At 71.9% G+C, this 25,400-nt stretch carries 28 protein-coding genes and 2 tRNA genes; 19 read left to right on the plus strand and 11 right to left on the minus strand.

The annotated features are described in order from the left end of the window. Positions 1-16: 16 nt before the first annotated feature. Positions 17-202, minus strand: a complete 186-nt coding sequence (gene rpmB, locus ABD213_RS07600; RefSeq protein ID WP_290584381.1) for a 50S ribosomal protein L28 — start codon at positions 200-202, stop codon at positions 17-19. A 167-nt stretch (positions 203-369) separates the two neighbouring features. On the opposite strand from rpmB, the gene ABD213_RS07605 reads away from it, so the two are divergent. The 4 genes from ABD213_RS07605 to coaD are packed head-to-tail and all read left to right on the plus strand — an operon-like array spanning position 370 to position 5,199. After that, positions 370-1,968 (plus strand): DAK2 domain-containing protein, encoded by a 1,599-nt coding sequence (locus ABD213_RS07605; protein ID WP_344326534.1) that lies wholly within the window; start codon positions 370-372, stop codon positions 1,966-1,968. Positions 1,969-1,970: 2 nt separating this feature from the next. After that, positions 1,971-4,139, plus strand: coding sequence for an ATP-dependent DNA helicase RecG (gene recG, locus ABD213_RS07610; RefSeq protein WP_344326537.1), 2,169 nt, complete (start codon positions 1,971-1,973; stop codon positions 4,137-4,139). Continuing rightward, positions 4,136-4,723: a 16S rRNA (guanine(966)-N(2))-methyltransferase RsmD gene (gene rsmD / locus ABD213_RS07615; RefSeq protein ID WP_344326539.1), complete on the plus strand. Its 588-nt coding sequence runs from the start codon at positions 4,136-4,138 to the stop codon at positions 4,721-4,723. The genes recG and rsmD overlap by 4 nt, the downstream gene beginning before the upstream one ends. Then, entirely contained in the window at positions 4,720-5,199 is a 480-nt protein-coding gene (coaD, locus tag ABD213_RS07620; protein ID WP_344326541.1) for a pantetheine-phosphate adenylyltransferase, read from the plus strand. The genes rsmD and coaD overlap by 4 nt, the downstream gene beginning before the upstream one ends. 7 nt (positions 5,200-5,206) lie before the next feature. On the opposite strand, the gene dinB is transcribed toward coaD, so the two are convergent. Then, the gene (gene dinB, locus ABD213_RS07625; RefSeq protein ID WP_344326543.1) at positions 5,207-6,409 is read right to left on the minus strand and encodes a DNA polymerase IV; all 1,203 of its coding nucleotides are present in this window, start codon (positions 6,407-6,409) and stop codon (positions 5,207-5,209) included. Between the two features lie 171 nt (positions 6,410-6,580). Between dinB and ABD213_RS07630 the strand changes: the two genes are divergently transcribed. From ABD213_RS07630 to ABD213_RS07660, 8 genes are all read left to right on the plus strand, one after another. Then, on the plus strand, positions 6,581-7,144 hold the full coding sequence (locus ABD213_RS07630; RefSeq protein WP_344326545.1) for a YceD family protein: 564 nt from the start codon (positions 6,581-6,583) through the stop codon (positions 7,142-7,144). Positions 7,145-7,146: 2 nt separating this feature from the next. After that, on the plus strand, positions 7,147-7,332 hold the full coding sequence (rpmF, locus tag ABD213_RS07635) for a 50S ribosomal protein L32 (RefSeq protein ID WP_344326548.1): 186 nt from the start codon (positions 7,147-7,149) through the stop codon (positions 7,330-7,332). A gap of 7 nt (positions 7,333-7,339) precedes the next feature. After that, entirely contained in the window at positions 7,340-8,053 is a 714-nt protein-coding gene (rnc, locus tag ABD213_RS07640) for a ribonuclease III (RefSeq protein WP_344326550.1), read from the plus strand. After that, positions 8,046-8,906: a bifunctional DNA-formamidopyrimidine glycosylase/DNA-(apurinic or apyrimidinic site) lyase gene (gene mutM / locus ABD213_RS07645; RefSeq protein WP_344326552.1), complete on the plus strand. Its 861-nt coding sequence runs from the start codon at positions 8,046-8,048 to the stop codon at positions 8,904-8,906. Before rnc ends, mutM begins: the two co-directional genes overlap by 8 nt. 213 nt (positions 8,907-9,119) lie before the next feature. Beyond that, positions 9,120-10,349: a deoxyguanosinetriphosphate triphosphohydrolase gene (locus ABD213_RS07650; protein WP_344326554.1), complete on the plus strand. Its 1,230-nt coding sequence runs from the start codon at positions 9,120-9,122 to the stop codon at positions 10,347-10,349. A 21-nt stretch (positions 10,350-10,370) separates the two neighbouring features. Then, a complete protein-coding gene (dnaG, locus tag ABD213_RS07655; RefSeq protein ID WP_344326556.1) occupies positions 10,371-12,248 on the plus strand; it encodes a DNA primase in 1,878 nt (625 codons plus the stop codon). 104 nt (positions 12,249-12,352) lie between these two features. Further along, complete coding sequence (locus ABD213_RS15085; RefSeq protein ID WP_425546032.1) at positions 12,353-13,000, plus strand: sigma-70 family RNA polymerase sigma factor; 648 nt, start codon at positions 12,353-12,355, stop codon at positions 12,998-13,000. Then, positions 12,963-13,035 (plus strand) — tRNA-Asn (locus tag ABD213_RS07660). The genes ABD213_RS15085 and ABD213_RS07660 overlap by 38 nt, the downstream gene beginning before the upstream one ends. 75 nt (positions 13,036-13,110) lie before the next feature. Here ABD213_RS07660 and ABD213_RS07665 read toward each other — a convergent pair. The 6 genes from ABD213_RS07665 to ABD213_RS07690 form a co-directional block, all read right to left on the minus strand. Next, on the minus strand, positions 13,111-14,154 hold the full coding sequence (locus ABD213_RS07665) for a GNAT family N-acetyltransferase (RefSeq protein ID WP_344326559.1): 1,044 nt from the start codon (positions 14,152-14,154) through the stop codon (positions 13,111-13,113). A 139-nt stretch (positions 14,155-14,293) separates the two neighbouring features. Beyond that, positions 14,294-14,749, minus strand: coding sequence for a C40 family peptidase (locus ABD213_RS07670; RefSeq protein ID WP_344326561.1), 456 nt, complete (start codon positions 14,747-14,749; stop codon positions 14,294-14,296). Between the two features lie 282 nt (positions 14,750-15,031). Next, entirely contained in the window at positions 15,032-15,640 is a 609-nt protein-coding gene (locus ABD213_RS07675; RefSeq protein WP_344326563.1) for a response regulator transcription factor, read from the minus strand. Beyond that, positions 15,637-16,797 carry a sensor histidine kinase gene (locus ABD213_RS07680; protein ID WP_344326565.1) on the minus strand — a complete coding sequence of 387 codons (1,161 nt, stop codon included), beginning with the start codon at positions 16,795-16,797 and terminating at the stop codon, positions 15,637-15,639. Before ABD213_RS07680 ends, ABD213_RS07675 begins: the two co-directional genes overlap by 4 nt. Continuing rightward, positions 16,794-17,555: an ABC transporter permease gene (locus tag ABD213_RS07685; RefSeq protein ID WP_344326567.1), complete on the minus strand. Its 762-nt coding sequence runs from the start codon at positions 17,553-17,555 to the stop codon at positions 16,794-16,796. The genes ABD213_RS07680 and ABD213_RS07685 overlap by 4 nt, the downstream gene beginning before the upstream one ends. Further along, on the minus strand, positions 17,552-18,484 hold the full coding sequence (locus tag ABD213_RS07690; protein ID WP_344326570.1) for an ABC transporter ATP-binding protein: 933 nt from the start codon (positions 18,482-18,484) through the stop codon (positions 17,552-17,554). The genes ABD213_RS07685 and ABD213_RS07690 overlap by 4 nt, the downstream gene beginning before the upstream one ends. A 90-nt stretch (positions 18,485-18,574) precedes the next feature. Here ABD213_RS07690 and ABD213_RS07695 point away from each other — a divergent pair, with 90 nt between their 5' ends. The 5 genes from ABD213_RS07695 (at position 18,575) to ABD213_RS07715 (ending at position 22,078) form a co-directional block, all read left to right on the plus strand. After that, positions 18,575-18,802, plus strand: a complete 228-nt coding sequence (locus ABD213_RS07695) for a DUF4287 domain-containing protein (protein ID WP_344326572.1) — start codon at positions 18,575-18,577, stop codon at positions 18,800-18,802. A 13-nt stretch (positions 18,803-18,815) separates the two neighbouring features. Further along, a tRNA-Ile gene (locus ABD213_RS07700) sits at positions 18,816-18,889 on the plus strand. Between the two features lie 255 nt (positions 18,890-19,144). Next, complete coding sequence (locus ABD213_RS07705; protein ID WP_344326574.1) at positions 19,145-20,827, plus strand: carbon starvation CstA family protein; 1,683 nt, start codon at positions 19,145-19,147, stop codon at positions 20,825-20,827. Then, positions 20,802-21,107 carry a cory-CC-star protein gene (locus tag ABD213_RS07710; RefSeq protein WP_344326576.1) on the plus strand — a complete coding sequence of 102 codons (306 nt, stop codon included), beginning with the start codon at positions 20,802-20,804 and terminating at the stop codon, positions 21,105-21,107. Before ABD213_RS07705 ends, ABD213_RS07710 begins: the two co-directional genes overlap by 26 nt. Continuing rightward, positions 21,098-22,078, plus strand: a complete 981-nt coding sequence (locus ABD213_RS07715; RefSeq protein ID WP_344326578.1) for an ArsA family ATPase — start codon at positions 21,098-21,100, stop codon at positions 22,076-22,078. Before ABD213_RS07710 ends, ABD213_RS07715 begins: the two co-directional genes overlap by 10 nt. Here the strand turns inward: ABD213_RS07715 and ABD213_RS07720 are convergent. Beyond that, the gene (locus ABD213_RS07720) at positions 22,075-22,929 is read right to left on the minus strand and encodes an ion transporter (RefSeq protein ID WP_344326580.1); all 855 of its coding nucleotides are present in this window, start codon (positions 22,927-22,929) and stop codon (positions 22,075-22,077) included. The genes ABD213_RS07715 and ABD213_RS07720 overlap by 4 nt on opposite strands. Before the next feature lie 156 nt (positions 22,930-23,085). Between ABD213_RS07720 and ABD213_RS07725 the strand changes: the two genes are divergently transcribed. Next, the gene (locus ABD213_RS07725) at positions 23,086-23,514 is read left to right on the plus strand and encodes a phosphatase domain-containing protein (protein WP_344326583.1); all 429 of its coding nucleotides are present in this window, start codon (positions 23,086-23,088) and stop codon (positions 23,512-23,514) included. Positions 23,515-23,538: 24 nt separating this feature from the next. Here ABD213_RS07725 and ABD213_RS07730 read toward each other — a convergent pair whose 3' ends face one another. Further along, positions 23,539-23,844 carry a GNAT family N-acetyltransferase gene (locus ABD213_RS07730; RefSeq protein WP_344326585.1) on the minus strand — a complete coding sequence of 102 codons (306 nt, stop codon included), beginning with the start codon at positions 23,842-23,844 and terminating at the stop codon, positions 23,539-23,541. A gap of 144 nt (positions 23,845-23,988) precedes the next feature. On the opposite strand from ABD213_RS07730, the gene ABD213_RS07735 reads away from it, so the two are divergent. Next, the gene (locus ABD213_RS07735) at positions 23,989-24,489 is read left to right on the plus strand and encodes a DUF3145 domain-containing protein (RefSeq protein ID WP_425546030.1); all 501 of its coding nucleotides are present in this window, start codon (positions 23,989-23,991) and stop codon (positions 24,487-24,489) included. 42 nt (positions 24,490-24,531) lie between these two features. Here ABD213_RS07735 and ABD213_RS07740 read toward each other — a convergent pair whose 3' ends face one another. After that, entirely contained in the window at positions 24,532-25,341 is an 810-nt protein-coding gene (locus tag ABD213_RS07740) for an acyl carrier protein (RefSeq protein WP_344326587.1), read from the minus strand. Positions 25,342-25,400: the final 59 nt, after the last annotated feature.

Consider the following 25,400-nt stretch of genomic DNA (forward strand, 5'->3'; position numbering starts at 1 on the left):
GCTCGGCCTCAGGGCGTCAGCGCGAGACCTTGCCGGCCTTGAGGCACGACGTGCAGACGTTGACGCGCTTGGGCGTGCCGTCCACGACAGCGCGGACGCGCTGGATGTTGGGGTCGAAACGACGCTTGGTGCGTCGGTGCGAGTGCGAGACGTTGTGGCCGAAGCCCGGTCCCTTGCTGCAGACGTCACAGACCGCTGCCACGGTGACCACTCCTGAAAGCTCGTGAGGAACGTTGGGGGAGTCCGGCGACACGCATCGACGACGCACATCGCGGACAACCGCATCAGAATAGCCGATGAGGCCGCCGGGGAGCGAATCGCCCGCCCGGCACGCGTCCCGGTGCGGGTCCCGGACGCTACCCTTCGGCCATGGTCCTGAGGTTGCGCCCCGACGCCTTCCGCGTCTGGGCCCAGCTCTGTGCGCAGTCCCTCTCCGCCGCGCGAGCAGAGATCGACGCCCTCAACGTGTTCCCGGTACCCGACAGCGACACCGGCACCAACTCTTACCTGACCATGGTCGCCGGGGTCGAGGCGATCGCCGCCCTGGACGACGACGCCGGCCTGGACGAGCTCGTCCCGACCTACACCAGGGGCCTCCTGACCGGCGCGAAGGGCAACTCCGGGGTCATCTTGTCGCAGCTGGCGCGGGCGACGTTCCGCGCCTTCGACCTCGACGCGCCACTGGAGGCCGAGGACGTCGCTGCCGCGTTCGAGGCGGCGTCGGCGGCCTCCGACGCGGCCGTGGGAGAGCCGGTCGAGGGCACGATCCTCTCCGTCGCCCGTGCGGCCGCCGAGGGAGCCCGCGCCGCAGCCCAGGAGGGTGTCGGCGGTCGCGAGGCCTTCGCGCGCGCCGCCGAGGCGGCGCGGGAGGCCCTGCAGCGCACGCCGCAGCAGATGGAGCGCCTGGCGCGTGCCGGGGTGGTCGACGCCGGAGGCCGGGCGCTCGTGGTGGTGCTGGACGCGACCGAGCAGGCGCTCACCGGTCGAGCACCGCGCGCGGTCCGCACGCACGTGCCCGTCCCGGTCGAGGCCACTGGTGACGACCTCGTCGAGGGTGGTCCCGCCTACGAGGTCATGTACCTGCTCGAGGCCGACGACGACGCCGTCCCCGACCTGCGTGCCGCGCTGCAGCCCCTCGGGGACTCCCTCGTCGTCGTCGGTGGTGATCGCCTGTGGAACGTCCACGTCCACGTCGACGACGTCGGCGCCGCCATCGAGGCGGGGATGGTGGCGGGGCGTCCCTACCGGATCGCCGTCACGCACTTCGCCGAGCAGATCGCGAAGCAGGCCACCACGCGCCGTGAGCGGGGTCGAGCGGTCGTCGTGGCCACCACCGGCGACGGACTCGCCACGCTCTGCCGCGAGTCCGGCGCCGACGTGCTCGAGTTCTCCCGCTCCGCGCCGCTCGGCCTCGCCCGCGTCGAGGCGGCGCTGCGCGAGGCCGGTGCCGACGAGGTGGTCGTGCTGCCCAACAACCAGCGCTACGTCGGCCTGTTCGAGGCCGCGGCCCGCGAGGCGCGCGAGCAGGGGATCCGGGTCGCGGTCATCCCGACCCACGCCCAGGTGCAGGCGCTCGCGGCGCTCGCGGTCCACGATCCCGGACGTGGGTTCGACGAGGACGTCGTCGCGATGTCGAGCGCCGCGGCCGCCACCGGCCACGGTGCCGTCACGGTCGCCTCCGAGCCCGGCATGACCATGGCCGGACCGTGCCAGGCCGGGGACGCGCTGGGCGTCGTCGACGGTGACTTCGCGTTCGTCGGCCAGGACCTCGCCACGGTCGCCACCCAGGTGCTGGACCGTCTGCTCTCGCCCTCGGTCGAGCTCGTCACCCTCGTGCTAGGTGACGGAGCCGATCGTGCCCTCGCCGAGCAGCTCGAGCAGCACCTGCACGCCGAGCGCGTCGACGTCGACGTGATGGTCTACGACGGCGGCCAGGAGAACTACCCGCTGTTCATCGCGGTGGAGTGAGCGTGGGCGTCACACCGGCCAGCCGGCTGCGCTCGGTCGTCGGAGACAGGACCGCAACGCCTCTGGCCAAGGCCTTCGGGATGGAGATCGTCGACGACCTCCTGCGGCACTACCCGCGGCGCTACGTCGCCCTCGGCGAGCTCAGCGACCTCTCCGACCTGCAGGTGGGTCAGTACGCCACGGTCATGGCGCGGGTCGTGGAGTCGGTCAACAAGACCTTCGGGCCGGGTGGTCGCAAGGTCCGCACCGAGGTCGTCGTCACGGACGGCACCGCGTCGCTGACCCTCACCTTCTTCCAGCAGAAGTGGCGTCGCGCGCAGCTCGCCCCGGGCACGGTGGGGTTGTTCGCCGGAGTCGTCGGGCGGTTCCGCAACCAGCTGCAGCTCACCCACCCGATGTTCGACCCGGTGCAGGACGACGACGGCGTGCCCGACCCCGACGGTCGGGTCGCTCGCGGCATCGTCCCCATCTACCCCGCGAGCAAGGGGGTCGACTCCTTCGCCCTCGAGAAGGCCGTCGCTCAGGTGCTGGCGGTCACCGACGTCGAGGACCCGCTGCCCGACGACGTCCGGGCCGCGCGCGACCTGCCCGGCATCGAGCAGGCACTGGAGTGGATCCACCGTCCGCGTCGTCCGGAGCAGTGGCGCAGGGCCCGCGAACGGTTCCGGTTCGAGGAGGCGTTCGTCATCCAGACGGTCTTCGCCCAGCGACGGCACTCCGCCGCGCTCGACGTCGCCGCGGCCCGCCCCCGCCGCGCAGGGGGGATCCTCGACGCCTTCACCGAGCGTCTGCCGTTCACCCTGACCGACGGACAGCGCAGCGTCGTCGAGGAGATCGCGTCCGACCTCGCCGCCGCACGACCGATGCACCGCCTCCTGCAGGGAGAGGTCGGCTCGGGCAAGACGATCGTCGCGCTCATGGCGATGCTGCAGGTCGTCGACGCCGGCGGCCAGGCCGCCCTGCTGGCACCGACGGAGGTGCTCGCAGCGCAGCACCACCGCGGCATCACCGCGATGCTGGGTGATCTCGCCGCCGGTGGGATGCTCGGCGGCGCCGAGCACTCGACCCGCGTGCGCCTGCTGACCGGCTCGATGTCCGCAGCCGCCAAGCGCGAGGCTCTGCTCGACGCGGCGTCCGGGGCGGCAGGGATCGTCATCGGCACCCACGCCCTCATCCAGGACTCGGTGCAGCTGGCCGACCTCGGGCTGCTCGTGGTCGACGAGCAGCACCGCTTCGGGGTCGAGCAACGCTCGGCCCTCGTCGACCGGTCCGCCGTCACCCCGCACGTCCTCGTCATGACCGCCACACCGATCCCGCGGACGATCGCGATGACCGTCTTCGGCGACCTCGAGACGTCCACGCTCCGAGAGCTCCCCGCAGGACGTCAGCCCATCCAGACCAACGTCGTGCCGATCGCCGACAAGCCCGCCTGGCTCGACCGGGCGTGGGAGCGGGTGGTCGAGGAGGTGCGCAAGGGACGCCAGGCGTACGTCGTGGTCTCGCGGATCGGTGCGGCCGACGAGGACCGCGACGGGACGGACCGTGCCGAGGGAGTGGCGCCCACGCGCTCGCTCGTCGACGTCCACGCCGAGCTCGCCTCGGGGCCGCTGAGCGAGCTGCGCCTCGGCGTGCTGCACGGGCGGCTCGCGCCCGATGAGAAGGACGCAGTCATGGCGGCCTTCGCCGCCGGCGAGATCGACGTCCTGGTGGCCACCACCGTGGTCGAGGTCGGTGTCGACGTCCCCAACGCCACCGTCATGGTCGTCCTCGACGCCGACCGCTTCGGCATGAGCCAGCTGCACCAGCTGCGCGGCCGGGTCGGTCGGGGCAGCGAGCCCGGGCTCTGCCTGCTCGTGACCGAGGCCGACGCCGCCTCCCCGGCGGCCGAGCGCCTCGTGGCCGTCGCCGGCACGCTCGACGGGTTCGAGCTGTCGCACCTGGACGCCGCGCTGCGTCGCGAGGGCGACGTGCTCGGGGCGAGCCAGTCGGGCCTGCGCTCGAGCCTGCGCCTGCTGTCCGTCGTGAAGGACGAGTCCGTCATCGCCGACGCCCGCGAGGCGGCCACCGTCGTGGTCGAGGCCGACCCCGCCCTGGACTCGCTCCCCGCGCTGCGCGCCGCCGTCGCCCGGCTCGAGGAGACCCGGCAGGCCGAGTACCTGGAGCGCACGTGACGCGGATCATCGCCGGGGAGTGGGGCGGACGCCGGCTTCGCACGCCGCCCGGCGACGGGACCCGGCCGACGTCGGACCGCGTGCGCGAGTCGATGTTCCAGACGCTGGAGTCGATGCTGGGCGGGCTGGAGACCGTCCCGTTCCTCGACCTGTTCGCCGGGTCCGGGGCGCTCGGGCTGGAGGCGGAGTCGAGGGGTGGCATCGGCGACCTCGTCGAGAGCGACCGGCGAGCCGCGGCGGTCGTCGCCGCGAACATCGCCGACCTCGGCGCCGAGTCGCGTCTGCACCGCACGACGGCCCAGCGCTTCCTGACCGGCCGATCGCTCGGCGACTGGGGGCTGGTCTTCCTGGACCCTCCGTACGCCATGGCGACCGAGCGCGTCCACGACCTGCTCGCGATGCTGGCAGCGGACGACAACCTGCTGGGTGGCGCCGTGCTCGTCGTCGAGCGGTCCACCCGGACGCCGTTCGCCTGGCCGCAGGGGTACGAGCCGGTCAAGGACAAGGCGTACGGCGAGACGACGCTTTGGTACGGTCGGCCCGTCCTCCAGACCGCCCCTTCCGGACCCAGGAGCGCCCCGTGACCAAGGTCGTCTGCCCCGGCTCGTTCGATCCCGTCACGAACGGACACCTCGACATCGTGGGCCGTGCCTCCCGCCTGTTCGACGAGGTGGTGGTGGCCGTGCTGGTCAACCGGAGCAAGCAGAGCCTGTTCTCGCTCGAGGAGCGGATCGACATGTTGCGCCGGGCGACGTCCCACCTGCCGAACGTCACCGTCGACTCCTTCCAGGGTCTGCTCGTCGACTTCTGCACCGAGCACGGCATCTCGGCGATCGTGAAGGGGCTGCGCGCGGTCTCCGACTTCGACTACGAGCTGCAGATGGCGCAGATGAACGGCAGCCTGACCGACGTCGACACCGTCTTCATCCCCACCAGCCCCGAGTACTCCTTCCTGGCCTCGAGCCTCGTCAAGGAGGTCGCCAAGGGCGGGGGAGACGTCAGCGGGCTCGTCCCGGACTTCGTGCTGGAGCGGATGACCGAGGCCTTCGAGCAGGACTGACGCCGCCTCAGTCCGGCAGGGTGGGCATCGCCGTCGGACGGCGTCTCCCGACCTGGGCCGCGCGCCGCACCGCCTGCGAGCCGTAGCGGTCGCGCACGGCGTCGAGGACGTCGTCGAGAGGACGCGTGTCGGACTCCCCGAGCGGCAGGGCGAGCTGCTCGCCGTGGTCGTCGAGGCCGCTGAGCTGCACCCCCACCAGCGTGATGCCGCGCTCGCGGATCTCCTGGTCACGCGCGTCGAGCAGGCCCAGCGCCGTCTCGAGCACGACGTGGGTGTGGGCGGTGGGCCGGGTGAGCGTGCGCGAGGCCGTGGACGACGTGAAGTCCGCGAACCGCACCCGCAGCACGACGGTGGAGGCGGTGCGGCCGGCGTCGCGCACCCGGCCGCAGACCCGGTCGACGAGCGCCCCGAGCACCGCGCGGACGTCCTCGGAGGATCGTTCGGTCGGGCCGAGCGCGTGCTGGGCTCCCATGGAGCGTCGGCGGGCCCGCGTCTGGACGCGCCGCGGGTCCTCGCCGGAGGCGAGCGTGAGCAGGTGACTCGCCGCCGCCGGGCCGACGAGGGTCGCCAGCTCGGCGTGCTCGAGGCGCGCGACGTCGGCGATGGTGCGCAGCCGGACCGCGTGCAGACGCTCGGTGGTCTTGGGCCCGACGCCCCAGAGCGCCTCGACGGGCAGGGCGTGCAGGAAGCGTCGCTCGTCGTCGAGGGGGACGACCAGCAGTCCGTCGGGCTTGGCCATGGCACTGGCGACCTTGGCGAGGTACGTGGTGCGCGCCACCCCGACGGAGATGGGCAGGCCGACCCGCTCGCGCACGTCACGGCGCAGGCCGGCCGCGATCGACGACGGCAGGCCCCTGATCCGGCGCAGGCCGCCGACCTCGAGGAACGCCTCGTCGATGGAGACGCCCTCGACGAGCGGAGTGGTGTCGGCGAAGACCGCGAAGACCTCCTTGCTCGCCGCCGCGTAGGCGCCCATGCGCGGTCGCACGACGACGGCGTGCGGACACAACCGCAGCGCCTGGCGTCCACCCATCCCGCCACGCACCCCGTGGGCGCGGGCCTCGTAGGAGGCGGCCATGACGACGCCACCGCCGACGATGACGGGGCGCCCGCGGAGGGTGGGATCGTCACGCTGCTCGACGGAGGCGAAGAAGGAGTCGAGGTCGGCGTGCAGGACCGTCCCCTCGCGCCCCGCACTCGTCGCCGTCACGTCGCCATGCTCCCACCGTGCTCCGACAGCGACCCGCGACGTGCGAGCGCGCGAGGAGCCGGTGCCGCGCGTCCGCCAGCGGATTGGTGTCGACGGGCTGGGCCGAGGTAGCATGGACGACGGCCTGCTCGCAGGCCACGATGTGCTGTGCTCTCGACGGACGGATCAGACGTGCTTGCCGGACCACTCGTCGTCGACACCCACGTGCTGGGGCGTCGACCGGGGACCGAACGGGCCTATGAGAAGACCGTCGAGGCACCAGCGGATCTGGGTCACGACGTCATCGGCGTGCCCGAGGGTTCCACGATCGACCTCGCGTTCCGGCTCGAGGCGGTCATGGACGGGGTGCTGGTCACCGGCACCGCCTCGGCACGGACGGTCGGTGAGTGCGTTCGGTGCCTGGCGGAGATCGACGAACCCCTCGTCGTGGACTTCCAGGAGCTGTGCGTCTACGAGCCGGTCGCGACCGGTGAGGACGCCGACGACGAGATGGCCCTCGAGGACGACCTGCTCGACCTCGAACCCGTCCTGCGGGACGCGGTGGTGCTGGCGCTACCGTTGAACCCGTTGTGTGGCCCGGACTGCCCGGGACTGTGCCCCGACTGCGGAGCACGGCTCGCGGACGACCCAGGACACACACACGGCGAGGCCGTCGACCCCCGGTGGGCGAGCCTGAGCCAGCTCAAGACAGAGATGAACGAGCCGGGCACCAGCCCGGACAGTCCCAAGGAGTAATCGTGGCGGTCCCGAAGCGCAAACTCTCGCGCAGCAACACGCGTCACCGTCGGTCGCAGTGGAAGACCACCGCGCCGCAGCTGGCGAACTGCGCCAACCCCTCGTGCGGGGCGAAGGTGCTCCCGCACCGCGCCTGCGGCGAGTGCGGCCAGTACGGCGCCCGCGGCGAGCGTCGCCAGGTCCTCTGACCTGACGGTGTCCGCGTCCCTGGACGCGTTGCGTGACGTGCTCGGTGTCCCCGACCTGGACACCGAGCTGCTCACGCATGCGCTGACGCACCGCTCCTACGCCTACGAGCACGACGGCGTGGCGCACAACGAGCGCCTCGAGTTCCTCGGTGACTCCGTGCTCGGGCTGGTCATCACCGACGCGCTCTTCACCACCCATCCCGAGCTGCCGGAGGGCCGCCTCGCGAAGCTGCGCTCGGCCGTCGTCAGCGCCAAGGCCCTCGCCGAGGTGGCCGAGGTCCTCGGCCTGGGCGAGCACCTGCGGCTCGGTCGCGGCGAGGAGACCACCGGGGGACGTCGCAAGCCCTCGATCCTGTCCGACACGGTCGAGGCCGTCCTCGGCGCGATCTACGTGCAGTTCGGGATCGAGCGGTCGGCGGAGGTCATCCACCGGGTCTTCGACCCCTTCCTCGCGCGCGCCGCCGACCTCGGCGCCGGGCTGGACTGGAAGACGTCGCTGCAGGAGATCGCCGCCGACCACGGACTCGGGGTCCCGGAGTACGCCATCACCAGCACCGGCCCCGACCACGACCGCACCTTCAGCGCCCGGGTCCACCTGCGGGTCCGCGTCTACGGCGAGGGCGTCGGCCGCTCCAAGAAGGAGGCCGAGCAGAAGGTCGCGGAGATCGCCTGGCGCTCGTTGCAGGCCGAGCTCGAGCCGGCCGACGCCGTCGATGCCTGAGCTCCCCGAGGTCGAGGTCGTCCGCCGCGGTCTCGAGGACCACGTCGTGGGTCGCACGATCACCGCCGTCGACGTGCTCGAGCCCCGCTCCCTGCGACGTCACCTGCCGGGTCCGGCGGACTTCGTGGCCCGCCTCCGGGCGCGCACGATCGTGGCCGCCCGCCGTCGCGGCAAGTACCTGTGGCTCGCGCTCGACGACGACGTCCACGGCGACGCGGTGCTGTGCCACCTCGGCATGAGCGGCCAGATGCTCATCAGCGACGCCGACGCCCCCGACCCTCGGCACCTGCGGGTCCGCCTGCGCCTCGACGACGGTCGCGAGCTGCGCTTCTGCGACCAGCGGATCTTCGGTGGGCTCGCCATCAGCGAGGACGGCGCGGTGCTGCCACCGGAGATCACGCACATCGCCCGCGACCCCCTCGACGTCGCCTTCGACCCGGGCGGGTTCGCGACGTCGCTGCGTCGGCGGCAGACGGGCGTCAAGCGCGCCCTGCTCGACCAGACCCTGGTCTCCGGGGTCGGCAACATCTACGCCGACGAGGCCCTGTGGCGCTCGCGCCTGCACTACGCCCGCAACACCCGCCACCTCCGTCTGCGCGAGATCGAGTCCCTCGTCGGACACGTCACCGACGTCATGACCGAGGCGCTGGCGCAGGGCGGGACGTCCTTCGACGCGTTGTACGTCAACGTCAACGGCCAGAGCGGGTACTTCGACCGCTCCCTCTCGGCGTACGGCCAGGAGGGACGCCCCTGCCCACGCTGCGGGACCCCGATCCGCCGCGACGCCTTCATGAATCGTTCGTCCTTCACCTGTCCGCGGTGCCAGCCGCGCCCCCGCAACGGGCGCTGGTGAGGGCCGGGCGCGCTCGCTCCGCTTCGCGCTCGTTCCCCGCCACTCGCAGAGCTCGCGTCGGGGCCGGCCCGCCTCGCTCCGCTCGGCCTGTGGTTCCGTGCGATCGGTCTGGACAGTGCTCACGCCTGCGTCGGGATCGGCTGACCTTGCTGCGCGCGGCCCGCGGTCGGGGAGCGAGATCGCCCGAGGGACTCTCGCGGTAGCGTGCGAGGCGTGGAAAGTCCGTACGGGATCGAGGCGCGGGCACGGATCGTGGCCGAACCTCCCAAGCGGGCGGGCCGGACGGCGTTCGAGCGCGACCGGGCACGCGTCGTGCACAGCGCTGCGCTGCGGCGGCTCTCGGCCAAGACCCAGGTGATGGGGCCCGGCACCGACGACTTCGTCCGCAACCGGCTCACCCACTCCCTGGAGGTCGCGCAGGTGGCACGCGAGCTCGGTCAGTCCCTGGGGTGCGACCCCGACGTCGTCGACTCCGCGGCTCTCTCCCACGACCTCGGGCACCCACCGTTCGGCCACAACGGCGAGGTGGCGCTCGACGCGCTCGCCCAGGAGTGCGGTGGGTTCGAGGGCAATGCCCAGACGCTGCGCATCCTGACGCGCCTGGAGTCGAAGACCTTCGCCGACGACGGTCGCAGCGTCGGCCTCAACCTCACCCGGGCCACCCTGGCGGCGTGCGTGAAGTACCCGTGGCGACGAGGCGACGACCCGCGCGGGGGACCGAAGTTCGGTGCCTACGACGACGACCTCCGGGTCTTCGAGTGGGTGCGCCACGGAGCACCTGATCGTCGCCGGCCGATCGAGGCGCAGGTGATGGACCTCGCCGACGACATCGCCTACTCGGTGCATGACGTCGAGGACGGCGTGGTCGGAGGCTGGTTCTCGCTGGTCCCGGGGTCGCTCGACCTCGCCGCCGTGCACGACGTCGCCCGCGCCTGGTACGACTCCGCGGTCACCGACGACCGGCTCGACGCCGCCCTCGCGCGGTTGCAGGCGATGCCCGAGTGGCCGCGGGCACCCTTCGACGGCGGTCGCCGGTCCCACGCGGTGCTCAAGAGCCTGACCAGCGCCCTCATCGGTCGGTTCGCGACGGCCGCCCAGCACGCGACCGTCGCCACGTGGGGCGCCGGTCCCCTGACGCGCCATCGCGCCGACCTGGAGGTCCCGCAGGGGACGCTCGACGAGATCGTGCTCCTGAAGTCGGTGGCGGCACGTTACGTCATGCTGTCCGAGGACCGCGCCGTCGAGCTGGCCGAGCAGCGCTCGCTCGTCGAGTCACTCGTCGCCTGCCTGGTGGAGACCGGCGACGAGCACCTCGAGCCGGAGTTCGCCACCGACCTCGCCGCGGCCGCCGACGACGCCGCCGCCCGCCGTGTCGTCATCGACCAGGTGGCGAGTCTCACCGACGTCTCGGCGGTCGTGTGGGCGCGCCGCCTGCTCGGTTGACGTCCGGCCTAGGATCGGCACGTGGCGGGACGCATCAAGGACGAGGACATCCAGCTCGTCCGCGAACGCGCGCGCATCGACGAGGTCATCGAGCAGTACGTGACGCTGCGTCGCAGCGGTTCGGCCCAGGTGGGGCTGTGCCCGTTCCACGACGAGAAGTCGCCGTCCTTCAACGTCCGGACCGCGCAGGGCTTCTACCACTGCTTCGGGTGCGGCGCCTCGGGCGACGTCTTCACCTTCCTGCGCGAGATCGAGGGCCTCGGGTTCGTGGAGTCGGTCGAGCGCCTCGCCGCCAAGTACGGCATCCAGCTGCGGTACGAGGAGGGCCAGGCGCCTGGCCCCAGGCGTGACCCACGCCAGCGCCAGCGGCTGCTCGAGGCCCATCGGCTGGCCGGGGAGTTCTACGCCGAGACCCTCGGGTCGGCCCCGGAGGCCTCGATCGGACGTCAGTTCGTCACCGACCGTGGCTTCGACCAGGCCGCGGCCCGCCTGTTCGGCATGGGGTGGGCGCCCCGGTCGGGCGAGGCGCTCGTGGCGCACCTTCGAGGCAAGGGCTTCAGCGACGACGAGCTCGTCGTCGGGGGTCTGGCCCGACGGTCCCAGAGGGGGCTCAACGACGTCTTCCAGGGACGGCTGCTGTGGCCCATCCGGGAGATGACGGGGGAGATCATCGGGTTCGGTGGGCGTCGGATGTTCGACGACGACTTCATGAAGGGCAAGTACGTCAACACCTCCGAGACGCCCATCTACAAGAAGAGCCAGGTGCTGTACGGCATCGACCTCGCCCGCCGGCAGATCTCCAGCACCAGCCAGGCGGTCGTCGTGGAGGGCTACACCGACGTCATGGCCTGCCACCAGGCCGGCGTCCTCACGGCCGTCGCGACGTGCGGCACGGCGTTCGGCGTCGACCACGCCAAGATCCTGCGCCGCATCCTGCTCGACCACGGCACCCTGCACGGGGAGGTCATCTTCACCTTCGACGGTGACGAGGCCGGCCAGCGCGCGGCGATGAAGGCGTTCGAGGGGGACCAGGCGTTCCAGGCCCAGACCTACGTCGCCGTCGAGCCCCGCGGCATGGACCCGTGCGACCTCCGCCTCGCCGACGGGGACGCGGCCGTGCGCGACCTCGTCGCGTCGCGGGTGCCGCTGTACCGCTTCGTGCTGGAGAACCTCCTCGAGCGCTACGACCTCGACCGCGCCGACCAGCGCATCGACGCCGTCCGGGAGGCCGTCGGACTCACGTCCGCGATCCGTGACCGCAGCAAGGTCGAGGAGTTCCTGCGGGAGATCGCCTCGCGAGTGGGGGTCGAGGTCGACGTCGTCCGATCCGAGCTGCGTCGGCACAGACCGGCGGCGGCCAGGACGTCGCCCTCGACGGCAGCGGCGTCGGCGGAGCCGGCGCCGGAGGCACCCGCGGCACCGTTCGTCAGCTTCGGGGCGCCGCAGTTCGCGCCCGAGCGCGAGGCGCTCAAGGCGGTCGTGCAGTTCCCGCACCTCGCCAAGGCGCACCTCGCGGACGTGCACGAGAACGACTTCACCCACCCGGTGGCGCAGGAGCTGTGGCGTCGGATCGCCGCCGAGGGCGTGCCCGCTGCTCCTGACGCCGGGTGGGTGCCGAGGTTGTCCGACGGACTGGCCTCCGACGACCTGCGTCGCGTGCTGGCCGTCGCGGCCGTCGAACCGCTGGCCACCAGCGAGGCAGCCACCGGGGCCGTCGTCGCCTCCACCATCGTGGCGCTGCAGCTGCTCACGCTCGAGCGCGCCATCACCGACCTGAAGTCGAAGCTGCAGCGCACCAACCCTGTCGAGCAGGCGGACGCGTACAACCGGATGTTCGGTGAGCTGATCGCCCTGGAGCAGCAGAAGCGGGAGATGCGCGAGCGGTCGCTCGGCGACTGACGCCCGGACGGGCCGGGTCCACAGGCCCGAGACGCCGGACCCGTCGTCCACAGGCGCGACGGCGGCTCGTGGCCGCGGTGCTCCGACATCGGCAGGCTCGCTCCATGAGCCACGTGCTGCGCGACCTCCTCGCCGAACCGAGCCTCCCGGCCGACGTCGAGAGGAGGCTCGCCCGCGCCAGTCGCGACGGTGACGTCGCAGCCCGACGAGAGCTGGTCCGACGGAGCCTGAGGCTCGTCGCGATGCGGGTCCGGGCCCTCGGGTTCACGCCGGCCGAGACCGACGACGCGCTCCAGGAGGGCGTCGTGGCACTTCTCGCCGCCGTGGGGCGGTTCGACCCCGACCGGGGAGCCCGTCTGGCGACGTTCGCCTGGCCGCGGATCGGTGGTGCGCTGCTGAGGTGGCGCGAGCGCGACACGCGTATGGTCCCGTGCGCGCCGGAGGAGCTTCCCGAGCGTCGTGACCCCGCCCCTTCAGCGGTCCCACGCCTGGCCGTGGACGCGCTGCTGTCGACGTTGTCGCCCCTGGAGCGATCGGTCGTGTGCGCTCGCCACGGCCTGGGGGAGCGAGCCGGTCCCTGCACCTGGGACGAGGTGGGGATGCGCGTCGGTCTGAGCGCGTCGACCGCACGTCGCGTCGAGGCACGGGCGATGTCACGTCTGCGGCGTGGTGTTGGTACAGTTGGCGACCGTGCTCCCCGCCAACGGGAGTCGATCCCCCATAGCTCAATTGGCAGAGCATTCGACTGTTAATCGAAGGGTTTCTGGTTCGAGTCCAGATGGGGGAGCGCGACCGGGCCCGGTCGACCACCGATGGTGGTCGGCAGGGCCCGATGCGTCGCCGCGGGACGGCGCAGGGCGTCTCAGTCGACGACGAGGTCCTTGAACCAGGAGTCCGTCACGTAGTCGGTCTCCCACCCCAGCGAGCGGTAGAGCTGGTCGGCGCCGGTGGGGGAGTCGGCGTCGACCTCGAGACCGACGCGGTTGCGTCCGCGCTGGGCGGCGTCGGCGATCACGGTGCCCAGCAGCGACTTCGCCACCCCGCGTCCGCGTGCGTGGCGGTTCACGCCGATGTACTCGACGTACGTGCCCTCGGGGCCGTCGTCCTTGCCGGGCAGGACCGAGCAGACGACCGTCCCGGCCGGGACCCACTCGCCGGCGTCGTCCGTGACGTACGCCAGCCACCACTGGTCCCACCGATGCCCGGGCTCCTCGCGCATCCGTTGCACGAACTCCGGGAACGACTCGCGGTAGTTGTTGAAGTGGTCCTCGAAGGACGTCTCCAGCATGTGGTGCACGACCTGCAGGTCGGCGGCCACTGGCTGGCCGTTCTCGTGCTTCTCGACGGTGCGGACGTAGACGCCCTCGCGGGGTCGCAGGTCGGCGTCACCGTCCTGCACGGGCCGCTCCATGTGCAGCCACGTCCGCCGCTTGCGGTACCCCGCCTCGTGGAGCCAACGCGCCTGTCGCTCGTCGCCGGCGAACGGACTCTCGTCGAGACGCGTCTGCTCGACGGTCCGCACGCGCGCCATCAGCAGCGCGGCCTCCTCCGCCCAGGCGTAGAACCGTCGGGCGATCTCGTCGATCTCGGCGACGTCCCGGTCGAAGTAGCCCCACACCAGAGCGCGTCCGGCCGCGCGGTCGTGGACGGTGATCCAGGCGCGCGGCACGTCGTCGGGGCCGACGGCGACGAGCTGGCGACGCGTCCACGACGCCTGTCCCGCGACCTCGTTCTCGATGCCCTCCGGATCGACGTGCGCCTCGCCGGTGCCCTGCAGCTCGTCGAGGTGTCGCAGCGCCACGAGGGCCTCGACGTCGCCGTAGCCAGGAGGTCGTGCCTGCCATGGCGCGGGCAGCTCCGGCGGGCCGGGTTCGGTCGGGGGCGTGACGTCGTCAGTCGGGTGCATCGGACCCTAGCCTCCCATCCCCGAGGGGTCGGCGGGTGACGCGCACCCCTGATCGTCGGCCACCGAGGCCGCACCGCAGCGCGGCGAGGGGACGTGGTCCAGCCGGACCGCGCCCCTCTCGATCCGTAGACCGCAGGGGTCAGGGAATGCGTCGCACGACGTAGTTGCTGCTCCAGATCTTCTCGAGCTTGACGCTCTGGCCGGTGCGCGGCGAGTGCCAGATCCGGCCCTTGGAGTGGTAGATGCCGACGTGGTACGCCTTGCCGCCGTTGAGGAAGAAGACGAGGTCGCCCTTGCGCTTGCGGTTCTTCCTGATGCTCTTGCCCTGCCGCATCTGGTCGCCGGCGGTGCGCTTGAGGTTGCCTGCCTTGGCCTTCTTGAACACGTACTGAGTGAAGCCCGAGCAGTCGAAGCCGGAACGCGGCGAGGTGCCGCCGTAGCGGTAGGGCGTGCCCTTAAGGTCCTTCGCGATCGCGAGGACGCGGGTCTTCTCTCCCTCAGTCAGAGCGTTGGCGGGTGCGGCGACGGCGACGGGGCCGAGCAGCGAGACGATCAGGACGGCGGCGCACGCGAGTGCACGACGAGTAGGTCGCATGGTGATTCCTTCACCGCCTGCGAGACGTGACCTGTCGGGCTCGTGCTGAAAGATGCACGCCACGCGTGGTGGTTCGCCCCGAGTGCCAGGTCGTCGACCTGGACACGTGCTGCTCGGCTGTCCCGTTCCACCCTGTCTCGAGGAGGGGCACGGTCGGGGGTGGACTCGGCGCGACCGGCTGGGCTTCTCTTGGTTGAAGCCTGGACGACCATAGAGGTCTTCCGAGGCTCTGACCATCGTTTCGCGGTGTGACGACCCGCACGTGTGACGTGCGACTCGGGGTCAGAGCCAGCCTTGGCGCTCCGCTGCATGCGCCGCTTCCACCCGGGTGGACCCGCCCAGCTTGCCCATCGCCGAGGAGAGATGGTTGCGGACCGTGCCTCCCGACAGGTGGACCCGGGCGGCGATGTCGCTCACCGACGCCCCGCCCAGGGCCTCTCGCAGGACGTCGCGCTCGCGGTCGGTCAGGGGGTTCGCGGCTCCGGCGAGCGACTCCGCAGCCAGGGCCGGGTCGACCACCCGCAACCCGGCGTGGACCCGCCGCACGGCGTCGGCCAGCTCGGTGGCCGGTGTGTCCTTGACGACGAAGCCGCTGGCACCGGACTCCAGTGCCTTGCGCAGGTAGCCGGGTCGGCCGAAGGTGGTGACGATCAACGAGCGACATCCGATGCCTGCCTCGTGCAGCGAGGCGGCGACGGCGAGCCCGTCGAGCCCTGGCATCTCGATGTCGAGAAGACAGACATCGGCGCGAGACGTCCGCGCAGCCTCGACGACCTCGTCGCCCCGGCCGACCTGCGCCACGACCTCGAGGTCGTCCTCGAGGGCGAGCAGTGCCGCGAGTGCACCGCGGACCAGCGCCTGGTCGTCGGCGAGCAGCAGCCGGATCGTCACAGCGTCACCTCCACCCGTGTGCCGACGCCGCGCGCGCCCTCGACCAGATCACCCGGGCCGACGACGAGCCGGCCGCCCGCGGCGGCGACCCGCTCGCGGATGCCTCTTAGTCCGTTGCCCTCACTCGCGTCGCCGAGCCCGGCCCCGTCGTCGGTCACGACGAGCGAGGTGGACCCGAGGTGGATCACGCAGTGTCGCGCCCCGCTGTGTCGGACGACGTTCGTGACGGCCTCGCGCAGGACCCAGGCGAGCAGGATCCGGTGGCGGGGGTCGGCCACCTCGGGATCCTCGGGGAGGTCGGCGGCGAGCCCGGCCCCGTGGAGGGCGACCGATGCCGCCGTCAGCTCCTCGTCGAGCCGCGCCACGCGCAGGCCCGCCACCGTCGCGCGAATCTCGGCGAGCGCCGTGCGGGTGAGCCGGCGGATGTCGTCGAGCTCCGCCTTCGCGCGCGCAGGGTCGTCCTCGACGAGCCGCTGCGCCAGCTCGGACTTGACCGTGATGACGGTGAGGCTGTGCCCGAGGACGTCGTGGACGTCGCGAGCCACGCGCTCGCGCTCGGAGACGAGGTCGACGTGCCGAGCCATGGCCCGGTGCTCGGCGCCCCGCTCTTCCAGGACCCTGACCATGGCGGTGGAGACGAGCACTAGGCCGACGATGACCGTGAAGAACCAGTGTTCCTCTGCGGACCCAGCCACGACGGGAGTCAGGGCGGTGACGAGCAGCGCCAGGGCGCTGACGGCCGCGGCGGCACGCAGGGACAGCCCGAACATCGCGAAGGACACCACGAACGCCATCAGTCCGAGCGCCTCGACGCCGATGACCCACGCGGGGACCACGGCGATCAGCAGCAGGAGCACGAGCACGCGGGTGGAGAACCGGTGGACGTCGGCCGGGCCCGAGCGACGGTCCATGCCCCACAGTCCGGCGACGTAGACGGCAGCGAACACGACGATCGCGGTGGCCGCAGCCGCCTTCACCGGACCGGGTGCCGCGACCTGGGCGACCTCGCGGAGGGGAAAGCCGAGGAAGACGAGCCAGATGGCGCCCATGACCCAGCCCCAGCGCTCCCACGGGTCCCGTGCGCCGGCGTCGGACGCGGTGACCGAGGCCGGCCCGGGCTCGACCGCGGCCTGGGTCTCCAGGGATGCGGCGGTCACTGGCGACCCCGTCCCCGCCGCACGAGGAGCACCGTGACGACCGCCATGATCAGTGTCCACGCCCCCACGTTAAGGGCCAGTGTCCACAGCGCGTCGTGCCCGGGCGGCCCGCCCGACGTGTTCGCGACCTCGCCACCGGTGACCGGGTAGCGCGCCAGCCCGGCGTACCCGTAGAGGGGTGTGAAGCGGGCGATCTCCAGGAGCGTCCCGGACAGCGGCACGAACAGGTTGCCGAAGAACCCGAGGGCGACGATCGATCCGCTCGCGGCGCTGACCGCGGCCTCGGAGCGGAACGCCAGCCCGAAGGCGAGGCCCCACAGGGCGAAGAGTGTGGACCCGACGATGACCACCACGGCACTCAGGACCCAGCCCGCAGCAGTCGCCTCCGCCCCGGTCGCCGCGCCGAGGACGTAGATGACGGCGACGGGCGCCGTCGCGATCGAGACGGCGACGACCGCCTTGACGGCGACGTACTGCCCGTCCGACATCGGGGTGAGGCCGAGCTGGCGGCCCCAACCCTGCATGCGTTCGACCGCGGACATCCCGCCCAGTCCCGAGGTGGCCACGACGGCGCCGTAGCTCGCCATGGAGATCATGATGTACATCGTCACGTTGCCGTCGCCCAGGCGTGCGTCGCCGAAGTCCTGGGCCGCGCCGAAGATCAGGTAGAAGAAGGCGGGCAGCGCGACGATGAACAGCAGGCTGACGTAGTCGCGCAGGGTCCGCAGGAGCTCCAGCCGGGCGTAGGTGGTGTTCATCGGCCGTCCTCCTGCTCCGGGGCTGCGGTGATCTGCAGGAAGGCCGACTCCAGCGATCCGGAGGAGATCTCGAGGTCTCTCGCGTCGAGCTCGGTCAGGAGCAGCCGGGCGACGCTGTCGGAATCGCTGGAGTGCACGGTGATGCGGTCTCCCTCCAGCCCGACGTCGAGGGCGGCCGGGTGCGCCCGCACCCGTCTCGCCGTCGTGACGGGGTCGTCGCAGGTTGCGCTCACGACCCGTCCGCTCGCCTGGGCCCGGATGTCGTGGGTGGTGCCGTCGGCGACGACTCGTCCACCGGCCATCATCACGATGCGCTGGGCGAAGGCGTCGGCCTCCTCGAGGTAGTGGGTGGCGAACACGACGGTGCGGCCGGCGTCGGCGTCGGCGCGCATCGTGCTCCAGAACGACCGGCGCGAGGTGACGTCCATGCCGGCGGTGGGCTCGTCGAGGACGATGAGGTCAGGATCCGGCAGCAGCGCGAGGGCGTAGCGGAGCCGTTGCTGCTCCCCGCCGGAGCACTTCGCGACGCGTCGGTCGGCCACGGTGGCGAGGTCGGCCTGGGCGAGCACCCCCTGCACCCCGCGGTGGGTCGCGTAGGTCGAGGCGATCATGCGGACCGTCTCGGCCACCGTGAGGTCGCGGAGCAGGCCTCCGGTCTGCAGGACGGCGGAGACGCGACCGTCCGCGATCGCCCTGCGCGGAGCCTGGCCGTGGACACGCACCGAGCCACCGGTCGGCTCGGTCAGGCCGAGGACCATGTCGAGGGTCGTGGTCTTGCCTGCGCCGTTCGGTCCGAGGAGCGCGACGATCTCGCCCGGCTGCACCAGCAGGTCGATGCCGTCGACGGCGCGGACCGAATCGCGCTCCCGGGTGGAGAAGGTCTTGGTGAGGTCTCGGAGCTCGAGGGCAGCGGTCGTCGCGGTGCTCATGTCCTCATCGTCGATGCGCGTCCGTCCCGCGCGCCATCGCCGATCGTCATGAGTCACCCATGACATCCGTCATGGGCCTAGGCTGCACGCATGGAGGAGCGATCGTGGCCCGCGAAGGGACCGGCGTCGTACTTTCCGTCGATCGAGCGCACCTACGGTCAGCCGATCCAGCACTGGCTCGACGTCATCGCCGAGCACCCCGAGGATGCGCACGGCCAGGCAGTAGCCCGGCTGAAGTCGGACCACGGCCTGGGCCACGGCCACGCGAACGCCCTCGTCGCCTGGTACCGCGCCGAGCAGCGAGCCGGCGAGCAGTAGTCTGACCCGGTCCGGGGCGGTAGCTCAGCCGGTCAGAGCAGAGGACTCATAATCCTTGGGTCGTGGGTTCGAGCCCCACCCGCCCCACGGTCGTGCTGGGCGCCCCGAGGGACGAGGGGTGTCCAGCGGGACCGTGTGCTGAGCGCGAGAACCCCTTGGGTGGGGGTACCCCCTGCACGGAGCGCAGCGCAGTGCTTGGGGGATCGAGCCCCACCCGCCCCACTCGTCGCATCCGTCTAGCACCCAGGGTGTGACTGCGCTCACAGGACGAGGCATACTGGAACCCGCCTCTTCACGAGAGGGGCGACTGCGTTCCACGACACCGAGGGGCAAGGGGCTGCCATGAACTCGCTCGTCCTGCTGGTCATCGGACTGGCCATCTTCACCGCCGGGTACCTGGTCTACTCCAAGTACCTCTCCGAGCGGGTCTACCAGCTCGACGCGGCGCACACGACGCCCGCGCACGAGCTCAGCGACGGGGTCGACTACGTCCCCACCAACAAGTTCGTGCTGTGGGGCCACCACTTCACCTCGGTGGCCGGCGCCGCGCCCATCGTCGGGCCGGGCATCGCCGTCATCTGGGGCTGGCTGCCTGCCTTCCTGTGGGTCACCGTCGGCACCGTGTTCTTCGCCGGCATGCACGACCTCGGCGCACTGTGGGCCTCCGCGCGCAACCGTGGACAGTCGATCGGCACGCTCTCGGGTCGATACATCGGGCCGCGCGGGCGCAACCTCTTCCTCGTGGTCATCTTCCTGCTGCTGCTCATGGTCATCGCGGCCTTCGCCGTGGTCATCACGGACCTGCTGATCGGGACGCCGTCGTCGGTGATCCCGGCCTGGGGCGCGATCGCCGTTGCCGCCGTGGTCGGGCAGATGATCTACCGCTGGCGGATGAACCTGCTGCTCACCACGGTCATCGGCGTCACGGCACTCTACTCGCTGATCCTGCTCGGAGACCGGTACCCGATCGAGCTCCCCGAGTCCACGCTCGGGATGTCGCCGGCGACGTTCTGGATCGTGGCGCTGTTCCTGTACGCGGGCATCGCCTCCGTCCTGCCGGTGTGGGTGCTGCTGCAGCCGCGCGACTACATCAACGGCGTCCAGCTGTTCATCGGGCTCGGCATCCTGTACGCGGCCGTGCTGTTCAGCGCCCCCACCGTCGTCGCCCCCGCCTTCAACGGCAACGTGCCCGACGGCACGCCCGGCCTGGTGCCGCTGTTGTTCGTGACGATCGCGTGCGGCGCGATCTCCGGCTTCCACGGCATGGTGTCCTCGGGCACGTCCTCCAAGCAGCTCGACAAGGAGACCGACGCACGCTTCGTTGGCTACTTCGGCGCGGTCGGCGAGGGACTCCTCGCCCTCGGCGCGATCATCGCCGCCACGGCCGGCTTCCGCACCGTCGCCGAGTGGGAGGAGGTCTACAGCGCCTTCGGCAACGGGGGCGTCGGGGCCTTCGTCGACGGCGGTGGTGCGATCGTCGAGGGTGGGCTCGGCTTGCCGGCCTCGCTCAGCGCCACGATCCTCGCCACGATGGCCGTGCTGTTCGCCGCCACCACGATGGACACCGCGGTGCGTCTGCTGCGCTTCGTCGTCCAGGAGGGCGGCGAGCTGCTGAAGGTGAACGTCAGCAAGAGCGTCGCCACGGCCATCGTGCTGATCCTCGGTCTCGGGCTCACCTTCAGCCAGGGCGCCGGCGGCGAAGGCGGCATGCGCATCTGGCCGTTGTTCGGCACCACCAACCAGCTGCTCGCGTCGCTCACGCTGTCCATCGTCGCCGTCATGCTGATGCGCAAGGGTCGCAACGCATGGCCGGCGCTCGTCCCGCTCGCCCTGGTCTTCACGATGGCGTTCTACGCGGCCATCGTTCAGCTGGGCAACCTGTACGACGCGCAGGACTGGCTGCTGCTCGGGCTCGACCTGGTCATCGTCGTCGCCGCCGTCTGGGTGGCCTTCGAGGCGGTGCTGAGCATGCGCTCGGCGCGCGCAGGGGAGAGCGAGGATGCCGAGCTCGTCGACAGGTCCTGACGGTCGGGGCCGGCGCGACGAGCCGTGTCGGCGCTGGTCGGCGTTCGTCGACGGCCTGTCGGAGTTCTACCACGCCCCGTACCGCCGGACGCTCGCGCGGGCCAAGCGCGACGAGGACGACCACTTCATGATGGTCGTGCTCGCCGACGCACTCGGCGTGCCCGACCCGGCCGCCTACCACTCCCTGGAGCTGCTGCCGGCCGTCTACCCGGAGTTCCACGCCTGGCACCGACGGCTGGGCCTGGACCGCTCGCCGCTGGAGCACGTCGGATGCTGCTGAGACTCGCCGCGCGCCGGCGGGTCCTCCTCGTCGGCGGCAAGGGCGGCGTGGGCAAGACGTCCATCGCCTCGGCCGTCGCACTGCACCGGGCCCGGTGCGGGGCGCGCGTCCTCCTGGTCTCCTCCGACCCGGCCCACAACCTCGCCCACCTGTGGGACCAGCCCGTCGGTGCCGAGCCGACGCCGGTGGTCGACCTCGACCAAGGAGGCCTCCACGCCGTCGAGATCGACCCCGAGGAGACGGTCGAGCGGCACCTCGCGGCGGTGGAGGCCACGATGCTCGCGATGCTGCCCGAACGCATGCACGGACCTGCCCGCGAGCACCTGCGGCACGCGCGGACGGCCCCCGGGACGCACGAGTCGGCCGTGCTGGAGCGGCTCGCCGAGCTCGTCGAGCTCGGCCTGGCGGAGTACGACCTCGTCGTCGTCGACACGGCGCCCACCGGGCACACGCTGCGCCTGCTGGCGCTGCCCGAGCAGCTCACCTCCTGGGCGGACGGCCTGCTGGCCAACCGTGACCGGGCCGACCGCTTCGGGGCAGCCGTGCGGGGTCTCGGTGGCGGTGACGCGGACGTCGACCGCGACGCGGAGCTGCGTCGCGTGCTGCACCGACGACGACGTCGGTTCGCGCTGCTGCGCGACACCGTCGCCGACGCCGACCTCACCGCCTTCGTCGCGGTCACGGTGGCCGAGCGGCTCCCCGTGGCCGAGACGCTCGAGCTCGTCGCGGCGCTCGACCGCCTGTCCATCCCGCTGGGTGCCGTCGTCGTCAACCGTCGCTCGCCCGCCGACGCGGGGGAGGTCCTCGCTCGTCGCCGCGATCGTGAGCGCGACCAGCTGGCGGTGCTGGTCGACGGGCTGTCCGGCCGCGACGTGCAGGAGGTGCCGCTCGTCGGCCGCGACGTCGTGGGCGTCGACGGGCTCGCCGCCCTGGTCGAGGCGCTCGAGCCGACCGCGGCGGGTCGGGGCTAGCTCGTCGGTCCCCCGTCGGGATCGAGGTCGACCTCGCGGCGGGACTCACGCTCGGTCCGCAGCGCCCGAGTCAGCTCGGCCACCTGGCGCTCGAGGGCTGCGACCGAGGCCTGCACGTCGTTCAGCGTCGCCTCGACGACCGGCTCCTCCTGCGTGCCGTGCGCCCGCAGCTGCGTCATGGAGTCGACGATGACCGCGATGAACAGGTTGAGCACCGTGAAGGCACTCACGAGGATGAACGGCACGAAGAACGCCCACGCCCACGGGTGGACCTCCATGACCGGCCGCACGATGCCCATCGACCAGCTCTCGAGCGTCATGATCTGGAACAGGCTGTAGGCCGAGCCCCCGAGGCTGCCGAACCACTCCGGGAACGTGCCCCCGAACATCGTGGTGGCCATGACGGCCCCGACGTAGAAGATGAGCATCAGCAGAGCGCCGATGGACGCCATGCCCGGGATCGCCGAGCCGAGCGCGCCGACGACGAAGCGCAGCTGGGGTGCGGCAGAGATGAGCCGGAGGATCCGTAGTGCCCGCAGCGCTCGCAGGACGGCGAGGCCCTCCGAGGCCGGCACGAGGGCGATGGAGACGACCGCCAGGTCGAAGACGTTCCACCCCGATCGGAAGAACCCTCGTCCGTGCGCGACCATCTTGAGGGCGAGCTCGACCACGAAGACGGTGAGGCACGCGACGTCGACGGCCGCCAACCAGGTGGCGGGAGCGTCACGGCGGCCCCAGTCGGTGGTCTGCAGGCCCAGGACGACCGCGTTGACGACGATGACGCCCATGACGGCGAACTGTGCGGTGCGGGACTCGACGGTGGTCGCGAGGGACCTGCGCCAGGTGCTCATCGGCTGCCTCGTGGATCGTGTGGACGTCTCGTGCGGGTGTCGGCGCCGGTACGGAGCGGGGCGGGGCGACCGACGGCTGGTCCATTCTCCGTCACCGAGTTGCCGGAGTGTCGCCCGACCCTCGCGCCGAGGGGCCCGCCACGCCAGACTGGTCCCATGACCCGCGCCGTGATCGTCGACCTCGACGGGACGCTCGTCGACGTGCGCGACATCGAGCACCACGTCTCTGGACCGGAGAAAGACTACGCGGCCTTCCATGCGGCGTCGGCCGACGCCCCGGCCGACGCCGAGGTGCTCACGGCGGTCCGGGAGGCGCACGCGTCGGGCCTCGCGGTCCTTGTGGTGACGTCACGCGAGTTCGTCTGGCGCGACCTCACCCTCGACTGGCTGGTCGCGCACGAGGTCGCCTACGACGAGCTGGTCATGAGGGTCGTCGGGGACTACCGCCCCGACCACGTGGTGAAGGCCGAGATGCTCGATCGGCTCGAGGCCGACGGGTACGTGGTGCAACGGGCGTGGGAGGACCGCGACGAGATCGCCGAGCTGTGGGCCGGTCGCGGCATCGAGGTGGTCCGGGTCGGCTGACCTCGGCAGGAGGACCCGCGGCGATCAGAGGCCGAACTCGCCTCGACGGTCCGCGGGGACGAGGTCGATCAGCTCGGGGTGGTCGCGCATGACCTTCGGGACGAAGGGGCAGTACGGCAGCACGGTGCCGCCCCGCTCGCCGATCGAGCGCAACGCCGCGACGACGAGCTCGCTGCCGACCCCTCGCCCCCCGAACTGCGGGAGGACCCGCGTGTGGGGGAGGGCGTACTCGCCGTCGTGCTCGCGGTAGTCCACCCACCCGGCGAGCTCGCCGTCGAGACGGATCTCGAACCGTGAGGCCTCGGGCACGTCCTGGATGTCGTGGGTCACCCACCCATCGTCACACCGTTCACGGCCGAATGCTGGTTCGCGGACGTCCGTGGGGCTAGACTCGGGCCAGCACGGCGCACACGCTGCTCGTACGTGCCTCGCGAGGACGCTGGGGAAGGCGGATTCTCGACCAAGGAGGCACCGATGAGCATCCCCACCCGTGGAGTTCTGTATGTCCACTCCGCGCCCTCTGCGGTGTGCCCGCACATCGAGTGGGCCATCAGCAACGTCCTCGGCGGCTCGGTCGACCTCGAGTGGTCCAGCCAGCCCGTCGAGACCGGGACCTACCGCGCCGAGCTGTCGTGGCAGGCGCCGGCAGGGTCGGCCGCATCGCTCGCGTCGGCGATGCGAGGGTGGGAGCGCGTGCGGTTCGAGGTCACCGAGGAGCCGACGGCCTCGTCGGAGGGAGCCCGCTTCTCCTACACGCCCAGCCTGGGGATCTTCCACGCCCTCACCGGTCTGCACGGCGACGTCCTGATCCCGGAGGACCGCATCAAGGCGTTCAGGGTCAAGTGCGCGCGTGGCGAGATCGCCATGGACGAGGCGCTCGACGGGTTGCTGGGCGTGGCGTGGGACGCCGAGCTGGAGCCGTTCCGCCACGCCGGCGACGGCGCTGCGGTGCGCTGGCTGCACCAGGTCATCTGATCGCGGTCATCTGATGGCGGCCGCCGCGCCTACGGGCGAGCCTCAGCCGATGGTGACGGTCTGGGGCTCCGTGGCGGTGTCGGAGGCCCGGTGCAGCATGCGGAAGTCCCGTGGGCCGGTCCTCGACGTGAACACGTTGGTCCGGTAGGTGCCGTCGGGACCGGTGACCGCGGTGACGGGGAAGTCCTCCCAGTCGGCGTCGCCCTCGCGTGCCTGGACCTGCAGGACCTCCCCGGGGGCGAGGCCGGGGAACTGCCCGGTCAGCTCGAACCGTTGTCCGGGGGCGACCTGGTTGCTCGAGACGTCGAACGTGGGCTCGTCGTCCTCCTCGTCCTCGGGCTCCTCGGTGGGCTCCGGGCTCGGGGACGGCTCGGTGGGCGGGGGGGTCGGCGTGGTCTCGGCCGGTGCCGAGATGGGCGGGAGGTCGACGCCGCCGATGCCCGTCGCCGCGACGAGGGCGGCGCCGCCGAGCCCGAGCAGGACCCCCACGAGCGCCCCGAGCACCACGAACACGCCGGCCAACTTGCTCATCGCACTGGCGCGCTGGGCGGCATGGGGGTCGCGAGGCTCGGGGGCAGGGTGGTGCAGCGTCGTCGCCGCCCCGGGACGACGAGAGCCCGGTTCCAGGACCGCGGCCACCGCGTCGGCCACGGTGCGCAGCTCGTTCACGACGTCGTCCGGCAGGTAGGTGTCGTGCCGACGGCCGAGCTCGTCGGCGACCTCGACCAGCGCGATGGAGTCCACCCCGAGGTCGACGAGCAGCGCCTCGTCGACGACCTCCTCGGCGTCGCAGTCGACGACGGCGACGAGGACGTCGGTCAGGGAGGCCCTGATCTGGGCGGCGGTGGGCACGTCGACATGCTACCGGTCCGGCCCGACGCCGGGGCTCGCAGCGACGCCCTCCGCCGGGG

The sequence above is a fragment of the Aeromicrobium halocynthiae genome (genome assembly GCF_039531385.1).
Lineage (GTDB): Bacteria > Actinomycetota > Actinomycetes > Propionibacteriales > Nocardioidaceae > Aeromicrobium > Aeromicrobium halocynthiae.